12 protein-coding genes, 1 tRNA gene and 1 pseudogene are annotated in these 15,815 nt (G+C 64.1%); all 14 read right to left on the minus strand.

What is annotated here, in order from left to right:
- Positions 1-273: 273 nt before the first annotated feature.
- Positions 274-4,455 carry a DNA-directed RNA polymerase subunit beta' gene (gene rpoC, locus AC1DGP_RS33865; protein WP_069880160.1) on the minus strand — a complete coding sequence of 1,394 codons (4,182 nt, stop codon included), beginning with the start codon at positions 4,453-4,455 and terminating at the stop codon, positions 274-276.
- Positions 4,456-4,581: 126 nt separating this feature from the next.
- A complete protein-coding gene (gene rpoB / locus AC1DGP_RS33870) occupies positions 4,582-8,703 on the minus strand; it encodes a DNA-directed RNA polymerase subunit beta (protein WP_441508632.1) in 4,122 nt (1,373 codons plus the stop codon).
- 274 nt (positions 8,704-8,977) lie between these two features.
- Positions 8,978-9,355, minus strand: a complete 378-nt coding sequence (rplL, locus tag AC1DGP_RS33875) for a 50S ribosomal protein L7/L12 (protein ID WP_043237129.1) — start codon at positions 9,353-9,355, stop codon at positions 8,978-8,980.
- 53 nt (positions 9,356-9,408) lie between these two features.
- Entirely contained in the window at positions 9,409-9,924 is a 516-nt protein-coding gene (gene rplJ, locus AC1DGP_RS33880; RefSeq protein WP_043237131.1) for a 50S ribosomal protein L10, read from the minus strand.
- 500 nt (positions 9,925-10,424) lie between these two features.
- Complete coding sequence (gene rplA, locus AC1DGP_RS33885; protein ID WP_043237132.1) at positions 10,425-11,123, minus strand: 50S ribosomal protein L1; 699 nt, start codon at positions 11,121-11,123, stop codon at positions 10,425-10,427.
- A 13-nt stretch (positions 11,124-11,136) separates the two neighbouring features.
- The gene (gene rplK / locus AC1DGP_RS33890) at positions 11,137-11,568 is read right to left on the minus strand and encodes a 50S ribosomal protein L11 (protein ID WP_069880157.1); all 432 of its coding nucleotides are present in this window, start codon (positions 11,566-11,568) and stop codon (positions 11,137-11,139) included.
- Between the two features lie 155 nt (positions 11,569-11,723).
- Entirely contained in the window at positions 11,724-12,341 is a 618-nt protein-coding gene (locus tag AC1DGP_RS33895) for a cytochrome b (protein WP_476833179.1), read from the minus strand.
- Positions 12,338-13,948 carry a methyl-accepting chemotaxis protein gene (locus AC1DGP_RS33900; protein ID WP_476833180.1) on the minus strand — a complete coding sequence of 537 codons (1,611 nt, stop codon included), beginning with the start codon at positions 13,946-13,948 and terminating at the stop codon, positions 12,338-12,340. The genes AC1DGP_RS33895 and AC1DGP_RS33900 overlap by 4 nt, the downstream gene beginning before the upstream one ends.
- Positions 13,949-14,055: 107 nt before the next feature.
- Positions 14,056-14,589, minus strand: coding sequence for a transcription termination/antitermination protein NusG (gene nusG, locus AC1DGP_RS33905; RefSeq protein WP_043237137.1), 534 nt, complete (start codon positions 14,587-14,589; stop codon positions 14,056-14,058).
- Positions 14,590-14,602: 13 nt separating this feature from the next.
- Positions 14,603-14,797 carry a preprotein translocase subunit SecE gene (gene secE / locus AC1DGP_RS33910; protein ID WP_043237138.1) on the minus strand — a complete coding sequence of 65 codons (195 nt, stop codon included), beginning with the start codon at positions 14,795-14,797 and terminating at the stop codon, positions 14,603-14,605.
- A 146-nt stretch (positions 14,798-14,943) separates the two neighbouring features.
- Complete coding sequence (locus AC1DGP_RS33915) at positions 14,944-15,237, minus strand: hypothetical protein (protein ID WP_441508655.1); 294 nt, start codon at positions 15,235-15,237, stop codon at positions 14,944-14,946.
- A pseudogene (locus tag AC1DGP_RS33920) lies at positions 15,204-15,324 on the minus strand (class I SAM-dependent methyltransferase); the annotation flags it as partial. The pseudogene AC1DGP_RS33920 and the gene AC1DGP_RS33915, both read right to left, overlap by 34 nt.
- Positions 15,325-15,343: 19 nt before the next feature.
- A tRNA-Trp gene (locus AC1DGP_RS33925) sits at positions 15,344-15,419 on the minus strand.
- A gap of 133 nt (positions 15,420-15,552) precedes the next feature.
- Positions 15,553-15,815: EF-Tu C-terminal domain-related protein (locus AC1DGP_RS33930; protein WP_476833181.1), on the minus strand; the 263-nt coding region annotated here is incomplete at its 5' end.

Below are 15,815 nucleotides of genomic sequence, written 5' to 3' on the forward strand. Positions count from 1 at the left end.
CAGTCCAGGCTGGCAGCTCGATAAAAAGATTGAGACGCCTCTCCATCCGACCCGATCATGAAGCGGCTCAGCGCCGACTTCGCAGAGAAGCCAGACCCCTGGCGGGAACTCATTATCGCGCAGCGTGGCGCAGAGGCTTGTCGGATAATCACCCAAAGCGATCGACGGCGGGCTCTATGACCCCGCCGTGGGCGCTTTTGCTTGACTCCTACCGCCCCAAAAGAGAAGGGCCGCCCGAAGGCGGCCCTTTCGCAAGTCGTGTTCTGCAGCGCCTTATTCGGCCGCCGGAAGCACGGCCGCAGCAGCTGCAGCCTTGGCCGCCGCATCCGCCTTCTGGCCGACGATCAGATCGTCGCGGCGCAACGCCACCTGCTTGATACGGGCAACCTGGGCGCCCGTGCCGGCCGGGATGAGCGAGCCGACGATGACGTTCTCCTTGAGGCCTTCAAGGGTATCGTACTTGCCGTTGACCGCCGCCTCGGTGAGGACGCGGGTGGTCTCCTGGAACGACGCCGCCGAGATGAAGGAGCGCGTCTGCAAGCTCGCCTTGGTGATGCCGAGCAGGACCGGAACGCCGCTGGCCGGCTTCTTGCCCTCTTCGCGCATCTTGGCGTTGATCTCCTCCAGTTCGATCCGATCGATCTGGTCGCCCGTGATGATGTCGGTATCACCGGACTCGGTGATCTCGATCTTCTGCAGCATCTGCCGGACGATGACCTCGATGTGCTTGTCGTTGATGCCCACGCCCTGGAGGCGATAGACCTCCTGGATCTCGTTGACGAGATAAGCCGCGAGCTCTTCGACGCCCTTGATCGCCAGGATGTCGTGCGGAGCCGGATTGCCGTCCAGGATGTAGTCGCCCATCTCGACGACGTCGCCGTCCTGGAGATGGATGTGCTTGCCCTTCGGGATCAGGTACTCGAGCCCGTCCGAGCCGTCATGCGGGGTCAACGTGACCCGGCGCTTGTTCTTGTAGTCCTTGCCGAAGCCGATGACACCGGCCTTCTCGGCGATGATCGCCGCATCCTTCGGACGACGTGCCTCGAACAGTTCCGCCACCCGCGGCAGACCGCCGGTGATGTCACGGGTCTTGGCCGAGTCGGTCGAGACACGGGCGAGCACGTCGCCTGCCTTGGTCATCTGGCCCGGCTCCATCGAGATGATGCCGTCGACGGGCAGGATGTAGCGGGCTTCGCCACCGCGGGCGAGCTTCGCAACCTTGCCGTCAGGGCCGTGCACCGTGATCGCCGGACGCAGATCCGACGTCCGGGCCGACCCACGCCAGTCGATGACGACGCGCTTGCTGATGCCGGTCGCCTCGTCCGTCGTCTCGGTGATCGACATGCCGTCCACGAGATCCTCGTAGCCGACAGAGCCGTCCACCTCGGCCAGGATCGGGCGGGAATAGGGATCCCACTCCGCCAGGCGCTGGCCGCGCTTGACCTTGTCGCCTTCGTCGACCCGCATCTTCGAGCCGAACTGGACACGGTGCACCGCGCGCTCGGCGCCGTCCGGACCGACGATCACGATGGCGATGTTGCGCGCCATGGCGATCAGGTCACCATCCGAGTTGCGCGCCGCATTGCGGTTGCGGATCTTCACCGTGCCCTCGAAATTGGACTCGATGAACGACTGGTCCGCGATCGTCGCCGCGCCGCCGATGTGGAAGGTACGCATGGTGAGCTGCGTGCCCGGCTCGCCGATCGATTGTGCCGCGATGACGCCGACCGCCTCACCCATGTTGACGGGCGTGCCGCGGGCAAGATCGCGCCCGTAGCAGGTGGCGCAGACGCCGTTCTTGGTCTCGCAGGTGAGAACCGAACGGATCTTCACCTCCTGGACGCCGGCGGCGTTGATCTTCTCGATATGGCTTTCCTCGATCATCGTACCCTTCGGCACGAGGACGTTGCCATCGATGTCCGTGACATCTTCCGCCGCAGAGCGGCCGAGGATGCGGATGCCGAGCGAAGCCACGACCTGACCGGCATCGATGATGGCGCGCATCTTGATGCCGTTATCCGAGCCGCAATCGACCTCGGAGATGATGGCATCCTGCGCCACGTCGACGAGACGGCGGGTGAGATAACCCGAGTTTGCCGTCTTGAGCGCGGTATCGGCCAGACCCTTACGGGCACCGTGCGTCGAGTTGAAGTACTCGAGCACGTCCAGGCCTTCCTTGAAGTTCGAGATGATCGGGCTCTCGATGATCTCGCCGGACGGCTTGGCCATCAGGCCGCGCATGGCGGCGAGCTGGCGCATCTGGGCCGGCGAACCACGGGCACCCGAGTGGCTCATCATGTAGATCGAGTTGATCGGCTTATCGCGGCCGTTCTCGTCCTTCTTAACGGTCGAGATGCGCGCCATCATCTCCTGGGCGAGCTTGTCGGAGCACTTCGCCCAGGCGTCGACGACCTTGTTGTACTTCTCGCCCTGAGTGATCAGGCCGTCCTGGTACTGCTGCTCGTAGTCCTTGGCGAGCGCACGGGTGGTGTCGACGATCTCCCACTTGTTCTCCGGCACGACCATGTCGTCCTTGCCGAAGGAGATGCCGGCCTTGAAGGCGTGCTTGAAGCCGAGGCCCATGACGCGATCGCAGAAGATGACCGATTCCTTCTGACCGCAGCCGCGATAGACGGCGTCGATCATTCCGGAGATCTCCTTCTTCGTCATCAGGCGATTGACGACGTCGAAGGTCACGGCCGGGTGCTCAGGCAGCGCGGTCGAGAGGATCACGCGGCCGGGCGTGGTGTCGTAGATCTTGGTGTAGGACTTGCCGTCCTGGCCGACGCCGGTCCAGCGATATTTGATCTTCGAATGCAGCGTCACGACCTTCTCGTGCAGCGCATATTCGAGTTCGCCGAAATCGCCGAAGATCTTGCCCTGGCCCGGCTCGCCATCCGAGATGATCGAGAGGTAATACAGGCCGAGCACGATATCCTGCGACGGCACGATGATCGGCTGGCCGTTCGCCGGGTGCAGGATGTTGTTGGTCGACATCATCAGCACGCGCGCTTCCAGCTGCGCCTCGAGCGACAGCGGGACGTGCACGGCCATCTGGTCGCCGTCGAAGTCGGCGTTGAACGCGGCGCAGACCAGCGGGTGAAGCTGGATCGCCTTGCCTTCGATCAGCACCGGCTCGAAGGCCTGGATGCCGAGACGGTGCAGCGTCGGAGCGCGGTTCAGCAGCACCGGATGCTCGCGGATGACCTCGTCCAGGATATCCCAGACTTCCGGCTTCTCCTTCTCGACCAGCTTCTTGGCCTGCTTGACCGTGGTCGAGTAGCCCTTCGCATCGAGACGCGCATAGATGAACGGCTTGAACAGCTCGAGCGCCATCTTCTTCGGCAGGCCGCACTGGTGCAGCTTCATCTCCGGGCCGACGACGATGACCGAACGGCCGGAATAGTCGACGCGCTTGCCCAGCAGGTTCTGCCGGAAGCGGCCCTGCTTGCCCTTCAGCATGTCGGCGAGCGACTTCAGCGGGCGCTTGTTGGCACCCGTGATGACGCGGCCGCGGCGGCCGTTGTCGAACAATGCGTCGACCGATTCCTGCAGCATCCGCTTCTCGTTGCGGATGATGATGTCCGGCGCACGCAGCTCGATCAGGCGCTTCAAGCGGTTATTGCGGTTGATGACGCGGCGATAGAGATCGTTCAGATCCGAGGTCGCGAAGCGGCCGCCATCCAGCGGCACCAGCGGACGCAGATCGGGCGGGATCACCGGAACGATGGTCATCACCATCCATTCCGGCTTGTTGCCGGATTCCTGGAACGCCTCGATGATCTTGAGGCGCTTCATCAGCTTCTTGGGCTTCAGCTCCGAGGTCGTCGTCGCGATCTCGTGCTTCAGATCCATGTTGATCTTGTCGAGATCGAGCGCGCGCAGCATCTCGCGGATGGCTTCCGCGCCGATCATCGCCGTGAAGGTGTCAGCGCCATACTCTTCCTGGCAGCGGACATACTCCTCCTCGGACAGGAGCTGACGGTCCTTGAGGGGCGTCAGGCCCGGCTCGATGACGACATACGACTCGAAATAGAGCACCCGCTCGAGCTCCTTGAGCGGCATGTCCATCAGCAGGCCGATGCGCGACGGCAGCGACTTCAGGAACCAGATATGGGCAACCGGAGCGGCGAGTTCGATATGGCCCATGCGCTCGCGTCGGACGCGTGCGAGCGTCACTTCGACGCCGCACTTCTCGCAGATCACGCCCTTGAACTTCATGCGCTTGTACTTGCCGCACAAGCACTCGTAGTCCTTGATCGGCCCAAAGATGCGGGCGCAAAACAGGCCGTCGCGCTCGGGCTTGAAGGTACGGTAGTTGATGGTCTCGGGCTTCTTGATCTCGCCATAGGACCACGACAGGATCTTTTCCGGGCTCGCGATCGAAATCTTGATCGCGTCGAACGCCTGCTGTGTCGGCTGCTGGCCGAAAAGGTTCATGACCTCTTGCTTCATCGCCTGTCTCCTGCCGCCGGCGGGGGAGTGAACCGCCCTGCCCGGCCATCATGCGAATAAGCCGGCGGCGTGAGTGTCGCCGGCATGCTGTGTTCGTCTCGAGGCGGCCCGTTTGGGCCCGCCCCCTTATTCGGCAGCTTCGGCCGGCGGCAATTCGCCCGGCTTCTGCTTGTTGCTGATCAATTCGACATTGAGGCCGAGCGAGCGCATTTCCTTGACGAGAACGTTGAAGCTCTCGGGGATGCCCGCCTCGAAATTGTCCTCGCCGCGCACGATCGACTCGTAGACCTTGGTGCGGCCCGCCACGTCGTCCGACTTCACCGTCAGCATTTCCTGAAGGGTGTAGGCGGCGCCGTAGGCTTCGAGCGCCCAGACCTCCATTTCGCCGAAGCGCTGACCGCCGAACTGCGCCTTGCCGCCCAGCGGCTGCTGGGTAACGAGCGAGTACGGGCCGATCGAACGCGCGTGGATCTTGTCGTCGACCAGGTGGTGCAGCTTCAGCATGTAGATGTAGCCGACCGTGACCTTGCGATCGAAGGGCTCGCCGGTCCGTCCGTCATAGAGCGTGACCTGACCGGACTTGTTGAGCCCCGCCTGCTCGAGCAGATGCTCGATGTCCGACTCCTTGGCGCCGTTGAAGACCGGGGTCGCGATCGGAACGCCGCGGCGCAGGTTCTGGCCCATCTCGACCAGCTCCGCATCGTCCATCGACGCAACGATCTCGTTGTCGCCATACACGGCCTCGAAGCTTGCCCGCAGAGCCTTGCCGTCATGCGCCTTCTTGTAGACGTCGATGGCCTTGGCGATCTGCTTGCCGAGACCGGCAGCGGCCCAGCCCAGATGGGTCTCCAGGATCTGACCGACATTCATGCGGCTCGGCACGCCGAGCGGGTTCAGCACGATGTCGGCATGGGTTCCGTCCTCGAGGAAGGGCATGTCCTCGGCGGGAACGATGCGCGAGACGACGCCCTTGTTTCCGTGACGGCCGGCCATCTTGTCGCCCGGCTGGATCTTGCGCTTCACGGCGACGAAGACCTTGACCATCTTCATCACGCCCGGAGGCAGTTCGTCGCCGCGCTGCAGCTTCTCGACCTTGTCGAGGAAGCGCTGCTCGAGGCGCTTCTTCGACTCGTCGTACTGCTTCCGCATCGCCTCGATTTCGGTCATCAGGGCGTCGTCGCCGACGGCGAACAACCACCACTGCGAACGCGGGAACTCGCTCATTCCCTCGCGGGTGATGACCGTGTCCTTCTTGAAGCCCTTCGGACCAGCAAGGCCGGTCTTGCCGGTCAGGATCTCGGCCAGACGCGCAAAGGTGTTGCGGTCCAGGATCGCCTGCTCGTCGTCGCGGTCCTTGGCAAGACGCTCGATCTCCTCGCGCTCGATCGCCTGGGCGCGCTCGTCCTTGTCGACGCCGTGGCGATTGAACACGCGCACTTCGACGATGGTGCCCTGCACGCCCGGCGGAACACGCAGCGAGGTGTCGCGGACATCCGAAGCCTTCTCGCCGAAGATGGCGCGCAGAAGCTTCTCTTCCGGCGTCATCGGGCTTTCGCCCTTCGGCGTGATCTTGCCGACCAGGATGTCGCCCGCAGCGACTTCCGCGCCGATATAGACGATGCCGGCTTCGTCGAGGTTCTTCAGCGCCTCTTCCGAAACGTTCGGAATGTCGCGCGTGATTTCCTCAGGGCCCAGCTTCGTATCGCGGGCCATGACCTCGAATTCCTCGATATGGATCGAGGTGAAGATGTCTTCCGAGACGATCTTCTCCGAGAGCAGGATCGAGTCCTCGAAGTTGTAGCCGTTCCACGGCATGAACGCGACGAGCACGTTGCGGCCGAGAGCCAGTTCGCCGAGCTCCGTCGACGGGCCGTCGGCGACGATGTCGCCCTTCTTGATCATGTCGCCGACGCGCACCAGCGGACGCTGCGTGATGCAGGTCGACTGGTTCGAGCGCTGGAACTTCTGCAGACGGTAGATGTCGACGCCCGGCTTGGTCGGGTCCATCTCGTCGGAGGCGCGGATAACGATACGCGTCGCGTCGACCTGGTCGACGACGCCGGCGCGCCGGGCAGCGATGGCGGCACCCGAGTCACGGGCGACGACCGCTTCCATGCCGGTGCCGACGAAGGGCGCGTCGGCACGAACCAGCGGCACCGCCTGGCGCTGCATGTTCGAGCCCATCAGCGCGCGGTTGGCGTCGTCGTTCTCAAGGAACGGGATCAGCGCGGCGGCGACCGAAACGAGCTGCTTCGGGGACACGTCCATGAAGTCGACCTTGTCGACCGGCGTGACGATGACTTCACCGGCGCGGCGGCAAACGATCAGGTCGTCGGTCAGACGGCCGCTCGCATCGGTCGCGGCGTTCGCCTGGGCGACGTTGTACTTCGCCTCCTCCATCGCCGAGAGATAGATGATCTCGTCGGTGAGCTGGCCGTCGCGGATGCGGCGGTAGGGGCTCTCGATGAAGCCGTACTTGTTCACCCGCGCGAAGGTGGCGAGCGAGTTGATCAGTCCGATATTCGGACCTTCCGGCGTTTCGATCGGGCAGATGCGGCCGTAATGGGTCGGGTGCACGTCGCGCACCTCGAAGCCGGCGCGCTCGCGGGTCAGACCACCTGGGCCAAGCGCCGAAAGACGGCGCTTGTGAGTGACTTCCGAAAGCGGGTTCGTCTGGTCCATGAACTGCGAGAGCTGCGACGAGCCGAAGAACTCGCGCACGGCGGCAGCCGCCGGCTTGGCGTTGATCAGGTCCTGCGGCATCACCGTGTCGATATCGACCGACGACATGCGCTCCTTGATGGCGCGCTCCATGCGCAGCAGGCCCAGGCGGTACTGGTTCTCCATGAGCTCGCCGACCGAGCGCACACGGCGGTTGCCGAGATGGTCGATGTCGTCGATCTCGCCCTTGCCGTCGCGCAGGTCGACCAGCGCCTTGACGACCGCGAAGATGTCCTCCTTGCGCAGGATGCGCACGGTGTCCTCGGCGTCGAGATCGAGACGCATGTTCATCTTCACGCGACCGACGGCCGAAAGGTCGTAGCGCTCCGAGTCGAAGAACAGCGACTGGAACATGTTCTCGGCGGTCTCGAGCGTCGGCGGCTCGCCGGGACGCATCACGCGGTAGATGTCGAACAGCGCTTCCTCGCGGCGCGAGTTCTTGTCCACGTTGAGCGTGTTGCGGATGTAGGGACCGACCGTGATGTGGTCGATATCCAGCACCGGGATCTCGTCGAAACCTTCATCGGTCAGGAGCTTGAGCAGCTTCTCGCTGATCTCCTCGCCCGCCTCGGCGAAGACCTCGCCGGTCGCCGGATTGACCAGATCCTCGGCAATGTACTGGCCGTAGAGATCCTCGTCGGTGGCGCGCAGGAACTTCAGGCCCTTCTCGGCGAGCTGGCGGGCGGTACGGGCGACCAGCTTCTTGCCGGCCTCGACCACGACCTCGCCGGTGTCGGCGTCGATCATGTCGACCGTCGCCTTGAAGCCCTTCATGCGCTCGGCGTCATAGGGAACGCGCCAGCCCTGCTTATCCTTGGCGTAGGCGATGTGGTTGTAGAAGCGGCTGAGGATCTCCTCGCCGTCCATGCCGAGGGCGAACAGCAGCGACGTCACCGGGATCTTACGCTTCCGGTCGATACGCGCGTAGACGATGTCCTTGGCGTCGAACTCGATGTCCAGCCAGGAGCCGCGATAGGGGATGATGCGCGCGGCAAAGAGCAGCTTGCCCGACGAATGGGTCTTGCCCTTGTCGTGATCGAAGAACACGCCCGGCGAGCGGTGCATCTGCGAGACGATGACGCGCTCGGTGCCGTTGACGATGAAGGTGCCGTTATCCGTCATGAGCGGCATGTCGCCCATGTAGACATCCTGCTCCTTGATGTCCTTGACCGACTTCGCCTGGGTGTCGGGATCGATATCGAACACGATCAGGCGCAGCGTTACCTTGAGCGGGGCCGAGAAGGTCATGCCGCGCTGACGGCATTCGTCGACGTCGTATTTCGGCGGCTCGAAGGTGTATTTCACGAATTCAAGCAGCGAAGCGCCAGCGAAATCGCCGATCGGGAACACCGACTTGAAGACGGACTGCAAGCCCTCGTCGGAGCGGCCGCCCTTGGGCTCGTCCACCATCAGGAACTGGTCGTAAGACGCCTTCTGAACCTCGATGAGGTTCGGCATCTGCGCGACTTCCTTGAGTTTTCCGAAGAACTTGCGGACGCGTCTGCGGCCCTGGAGCGAATTGACCATGTTGTTCCTCGCGATCTCTCTCGGACGGCTCACCCGGCGGCCCGCTCACGGACCAGTCTTGGCAGCCACAGGCCGCCGGGGGAGCCGTTCGGCGCTTCGGCGCGCCGACATCAACTGAACTGGCCTTCCCGATGGGGCTCGTGCCCCGGAAAGCCTCTTGCATTCCTTGCGCCGCATTCCGCTTGCCGGAAACGACGCAACAGCCCCGGAGGCGGAAGACCGCCCCGGGACTGTCGTGTACGACTAGGGTCGGACCGGCATCAGCCGGCCCTGCTCACTTGAGCTCGACCTTGGCGCCGACGGCCTCGAGCTGCTTCTTGAGCTTCTCGGCCTCGTCCTTGGTCACGCCTTCCTTGAGCGGCTTCGGAGCGGCTTCCACCAGATCCTTGGCTTCCTTCAGGCCGAGACCGGTGATGGCGCGGACTTCCTTGATCACTTCGATCTTCTTGTCGCCGGCGGCGGCGAGAACGACAGTGAACTCGGTCTGCTCTTCAACAGCGGCAGCCGGAGCGCCACCGGCCGGGCCAGCCGCAACGGCGACGGCGGCAGCGGCAGAAACGCCCCACTTCTCTTCGAGAAGCTTGGCGAGGTCAGCGGCCTCGAGGACGGTCAGGGAGGACAGCTCGTCAACGAGCTTAGCAAGATCAGCCATGGTATGTTCCTACGATAAAGAGGTTCGAACGTTGATCAGGTTGGCAGACGGCCTCAGGCCGCATCCTTGTCGGCATATGCCTGAAACACGCGAGCGAGCTTTGCAGCAGGCGCGGTCGAGAGCTGGGCGATCTTGGTTGCCGGGGCCTGGAGAAGGCCGAGCAACTTGGCGCGCAGTTCGTCGAGCGAGGGCATCGTGGCCAGGGCCTTGACACCATCGGGGTTCAGGGAGGTCTTGCCCATCGCGCCACCGAGGATGACAAGCTTGTCATTGTCCTTGGCGAAAGCGACGGCGACCTTCGGCGCCGCGACCGGATCGCTGGAATAAGCGATCAGGGTGGGGCCCTTCAGCAGGGGGCTGATGGACGCGACGTCGGTGCCTTCAAGAGCGATCTTGGCCAGCCGGTTCTTTGCGACCTTCACAGTGGCGCCATTGGCCTTCATCTCACGACGAAGCTTCTGGAACTGTGCCACCGTCAAGCCCGCATAGTGGGCCACGACAACGACCGACGTGTTTGCGAACACGCCGTTCAGTGTCGCGACGGCATCATTCTTTGCCGCTCTTTCCACTGGGCTCTCTCCGGTAGGCGGCAAGACGAAACCTTGCCGCCAGTTGCACTTGTCGCGCAGGCTAGGCCGATTGACACCGGCCGGTCACATGCGCGACGCTCAGTGCCCTGTCCCCTTCCCCGGCATCAGCCACGGTCGGGCGAGATGGTTCGAACCGTCTCGAGGTCTCTCGACCTCGGGTAAGCTCTTGCACCGTCTATGCAGGCCTCTTGGCGAAATTATGCCCTCGGGCGAACCCGAAGCGCACCTGCAGTCTCAGACAGGACTGGGTGATTCCGGCGCGAAGATCGCTCCGCACGCCCGAAAAACCCATTCTTCGACGGTAAACCGTCGAAAAACGCGAAACGGACCTCCTCGTGCAAAGCACGCGGAAGCCCTGATCACTTATGGAAACATCGGGATGTCATAGCGACTTCCCTCGCTTCTGCCAAGTGGTGTCTTGATCCCGCGAGATCAAGACGAGCTTGCGGCCGGCGGGAAGCCGGCCGCATGGAAGCCTATCAGCCGCCCAGAACCGTGTTCGGCTCGATCTTGACGCCCGGACCCATGGTCGAGGAGATCGCGACGCGCTGGACATAGGTGCCCTTGGCGCCGGCGGGCTTCGCCTTGGCAACCGAATCCGCGAAGGCACGGATGTTCTCTTCGAGCTTCTCAGCCGTGAACGAGACCTTGCCGACGGCAGCATGCACGATGCCGGCCTTCTCGACGCGGAACTCGACCGAGCCACCCTTGGAGGCAGCAACCGCGCTGGTCACGTCCATGGTCACCGTCCCGACCTTCGGGTTCGGCATCAGGCCGCGCGGGCCGAGCACCTTACCGAGGCGGCCGACGAGCGGCATCATGTCCGGGGTCGCGATGCAGCGATCGAAGTCGATCGTGCCCTTCGAGACGATGTCGACCAGCTCCTCGGCGCCAACGACGTCGGCCCCGGCCTTCTTGGCCTCCTCGGCCTTGGCGCCACGAGCGAACACGGCGACGCGCAGGACGCGGCCCGAGCCGTTCGGCAGGTTGCAGACGCCACGGACCATCTGGTCGGCGTGACGCGGATCGACACCGAGATTCATCGCAACTTCGACGGTCTCGTCGAACTTGGCGGTGGCGCGGCCCTTGATCAGGGCAACGGCTTCGGTGAGCGGGTAGAGCTTGGTGCGGTCGATGCCCTCACGGGCCTTGACGACGCGTTTTCCGACGTGTGCCATTGATCCGTTCCCCTCAGCCCACGACTTCCAGGCCCATGGACCGGGCAGAACCCCGGATCATGGCCACGGCCGATTCGACGTTATCGCAGTTCAGATCGGCCATCTTCTTCTCGGCGATCTCCTTGAGCTGCGCCGAGGTGACCTTGCCGACATTGCCGCCGCGACCCGGGGTCTTCGAACCCGAGGTCAGGCCGGCCGCCTTCTTGAGGAAGTACGAAACCGGCGGCTGCTTCATCTCGAAGGTGAAGGAGCGATCCTGATACGCGGTGATGATCACCGGGATCGGCATGCCCTTTTCCATCTGCGCGGTCTTCGCATTGAAGGCCTTGCAGAATTCCATGATGTTGAGGCCGCGCTGACCCAGCGCCGGACCGATCGGCGGCGACGGATTGGCCGCGCCCGCCGGAACCTGAAGCTTCACGTAGCCCGTGATCTTCTTTGCCATGATGGCTGCTCCTGCCGTCCGAACCGGTGCCTACCGGAACGACGACGACCCCTCCCGGACAAAAAGCGTCCCGGGCCGGGGTGGTTGCAGAGCGTGGTGCGGCGAGGACTTCCGGTTGGCAAACCGGCACGCCTTCCACGCATGTGAGGCGCGGCCTATGGCATACTCGTGAACGAAGGGGAAGAGCTTTCGCGCTGCGGCATCTTCGCGGCCGCCCTTGAAGGGCGCCCCGCACCCCGCTGGACATAGTCGCCGAGCGCAATGCCGATGTGCAAGACGACCAGCCCCATCAGGACGAAGGCAAGCCAGGCATGGCTTTTGAGCAGTGGCTCGGAATAGCCGGCCCCTTCCGGCCAGATCGCCGGCAGCGTCAGGCCAAGGGCGAGTTCCCGCGCACCAAAATCGGACACGCCGGCCCAGCCGAGCATCGGCACGATGATCAGCGCGGCATAGAGCACGCCGTGGACCGCCCTGTCTCCGCCCCCTTCCCGCCAGTGTCCGGTCAGGCGCGCCAGCACCCTGTAGGCCATGCGGAAGAGCACGAGCCCGAACAGCCCCGCACCGGTCGTCTTATGCAAGGCGTAGAGCGTGTCCGCCATCGGCCCATCGCCGATCTGCTTCATCAAGACACCGGAGCAGAAGAGCACGAGGACCAGCACCGCGGTGGCCCAGTGCAGCAGCTTTGCCAGGAACGGGAAGCTGCGTTGCCCCGCGCGATGCGCGGCGGCGCCCAACACAAGCCCCTCCCGGGACGGCGATATCGACATGGTCATGCGCGCATCCGTTGGGTCTCAGACATGAAGCCATCGACGGTCTGACGGAGTTCGGCAGCCTGGCGGCCGAGATCGGCAGACGCGTGCGTGACCGTCTCGGCAGTCCGACGCCAGTCCTCGACCATGCCGGCGACCTGTTCGACCTGATCAGCCACGAGGCGGACATCGCCGGCGGTCTTGCTTGTGCTCTCGCTGATCGAGCGAGAGCTCGCATCCTGCTTGCGCGCCAGATCGGCGATCGAATCGGCAGCGCGCTCCACCTGGTTGACCGAGGTGACCAGCGCACCGACCCGCATGGTGATGCGCTGAGCCGCGACATTGATCGAATCGAGCCCGCTCCGGACCTGATAGGTCGCTTCGGCGGAGCGGTTTGCCAGCTGCTTGACCTCGGCTGCAACCACGGCGAAGCCGCGGCCGCTCTCTCCGGCCCGGGCCGCCTCGATCGTGGCGTTGAGTGCGAGCAGATTGGTCTGGTTCGCGACCGTACCGATGATCTTGATGATCTCCGAAATTGCCCCAACCGCCTCGCATAGCACCACCGTATCGGCCGTGGCCTCCTCGACCAGCACCTTGGCGGCGGTCGCAACCTCGGTCGTCCGCTGTGCCTCGCCAGCCGTCGTCGTCAACAGGCGCGAGATATCGATCAGCGAGCGCGAGACATCATCGACATGGGTCGAGGCCCGCTGCGTCGAGCCGGCTGCGGCGGCCGCTCGCTCGTCCACGGAGCCCGAAAAGCGTGCGAGTTCGCCCGACGCGCCCGACATGCGCGCCGCATGTTGCTCCAGCACCGTTGCAATCGAAGCGATGCGCTGCTGGAAGGCCTGCCCCTGCAATTGGAGACGGTCACGCCGCTCGACCTCGTGCGACAGCACCTCGAGACGCTGTTTGGCCGCCTCCTGCTGGGCCTGCTCGCCGCGCAGATGGGCCAGCAGCGCCCGCGCCAGCATGCCGATCTCATCGCGCCGGATCGCCAGCTTGCCGATCCAGGCCCGGTCCCGCTCGACCGAGCCCAGGGCGCGCGCCATCCCGGTGATCGGCCGCACCAGCCAGCGATATTCCAGCGCGATGACGAGAACGACCAGCAACATGCCGAGCAGCGACAGCAGCAGCTTGTTCTGCCGGGCGTTGTCGACATGCAGAGCCAGCCGACCGCTGACCTCGGTCATGCCCTCGTTCAAGGCGACGCGCAGTTCGTTGCGCTTCGCGGCGAGCCGCTTCAGCGATTCGCGCGCTCCGATATGGTCCGATCCGACCTGCCCCGACAGCTCTCCGAGAAGATCGACAGCCTCCTGCGCGCGCGCATGGACGGAGCCGTGAAGGCGCATGGCGATATCGGCGACGCTCCGCGCCACCACTTCGATATCGGCTTTCTCCGCGGGCGGCCCGCTATCGGACAGAAGCGAGGCGTTCAGCCGCTGATAGGCGGAATCGGCCTGGGCGAGCGCATCACCCGCGCCAGCATACGCCACCAGATCCCGCGAGAATTGCGTCAGGCGGATCGAGCTGACGACATCGGCGGCGGCAAGGAGAAGCGCAACAAGACCAAGCAGCGCGCCCCAGACGGCAAGACGCTGACCGACAGTTGCCTTGAAGCTCTTCGGAAACATGCAAGCCCGCGCCGGATTTTCGGCGCGGACCTTGCGTCAGCATCGCTTAAAAGTGCCTTAACCAACAAGCTGCCGCAGAAAAATGCGGCCCTCGTGCAAGAGCGCGATCAGATCTTCTCGACCTGGCCGTATTCGAGCTCGACCGGCGTGGCGCGGCCGAAGATCGAGACCGCGACCTTGAGGCGGGCGCGTGCGTGATCGACGTCCTCGACGACACCGTTGAACGAGGCGAAGGGGCCGTCGGCAACCTTGACCTGCTCGCCGACCTCGAAGACCACCGTCGGCTTCGGGCGTTCGATGCCCTCGGCGACCTGGCCCTTGATCCGCATCGCCTCATGCTCGGGGATCGGCATGGGCTTGGCCTTGTCGGCCCCCAGGAAGCCGGTGACCTTCGGCGTGTTCTTGATCAGGTGATAGACCTCGTCGGTCATCTCGCACTTCACCAGGACGTAGCCCGGGAAGAACTTGCGCTCGGCGTCCACCTTGCGGCCACGACGAACCTCGACGACCTTCTCGGTCGGGACCAGCACCTCGTCGAACTTGTCGGCGAGATTGCGCTGCGCCGCCTGATCGCGGATCGACTGCGCGACCTTGTTCTCGAAGTTGGAATAGGCGTGGACGATGTACCAGCGGGTGCTCACGTCAAAACTCCGCTCAGCGTGCGCCAAGGATGAAACCGAGCGACCAGCGAATGATCGTATCGGTAAAGAGGAAGAACAGGCTCGCAGCCACGACCATGGCCAAGACGAGGCCGGTGGTGATCAGTGTCTCGCGCCGCGACGGCCAGGTAACCTTCGCGGCCTCCGAGCGCACCTCCTGCAGGAACTGGAAGGGGTTGGACTTCGCCATTGAGTGGTCACCTCGGTTTCGGGCCGCGCCCGATTCGGACGTCCTGAAAGATTCGCGGCGCGGGGCTCAGGGAGCCGCGCGCCGTCATGAGGCCTCTTACAACGCTCCGGCACGTTAGCCAAGCGCTTTTGATCCGAGCGCTCTCGTCAACCTCGGGGCGCTGCGGGCTTGCGGCAGGCGATCAGCAGGAAGGGCGGACGTTCGCGCTCCCTCGCCCACTCCGGATGTTCGCCGACCTGATCCGGACCGCCCCCCCATTCCTCGAGATGGGTCAGGATGAATCCGGCCGTCAGCAGCAACTGGAGATAGGTTCCGATAGTTCTATGCTGCTTGATGATGCCCTCGGCCGGCCAGTTCGTCCGGCGCGGCCCTTCGTCAAGATAGGGCCCGACCGGCCATGTCGGCGCAGTTCCGGCAGGAGGCGGCGCAGCGCATCCCACTCGGGCGCACCGTCAAGACCGTGGATCGAGCGTGGAACTGGCTGTAACCTTGGAAAAAGTCTCGTCGTCGTAGATGTTCTGCGTCATCGCAGTACGATCGCGAGACTGGCAGGGGCGGCAGGGCTCGAACCTGCGACACCCGGTTTTGGAGACCGGTACTCTACCAACTGAGCTACACCCCTGTAGTCGCGCAGTGCTTTGCCCCAACCCGCCGCGCATTTCAAGTCGAAAAAGAACCGATGTCGACAAGGCTGTGAGCAAAAAGAAAGGGCGGCGTTTCCGCCGCCCCTTCCGAACGCGATGGCGCGCTGTCGATCAGGCGATGATGCTGGCGACGACGCCGGCGCCGACGGTCCTGCCGCCTTCGCGGATGGCGAAGCGCAGCTTCTCCTCCATCGCGATCGGCACGATCAGGTGCACTTCCATGGCGATGTTGTCGCCAGGCATCACCATCTCGGTGCCCTCAGGCAGGTGCACCACGCCGGTCACGTCCGTCGTGCGGAAGTAGAACTGCGGGCGGTAGTTGGTGAAGAACGGCGTATGGCGGCCGCCCTCTTCCTTCGTCAGGATGTAGGCCT

This window comes from Allobosea sp. 05T433, assembly GCF_056396065.1.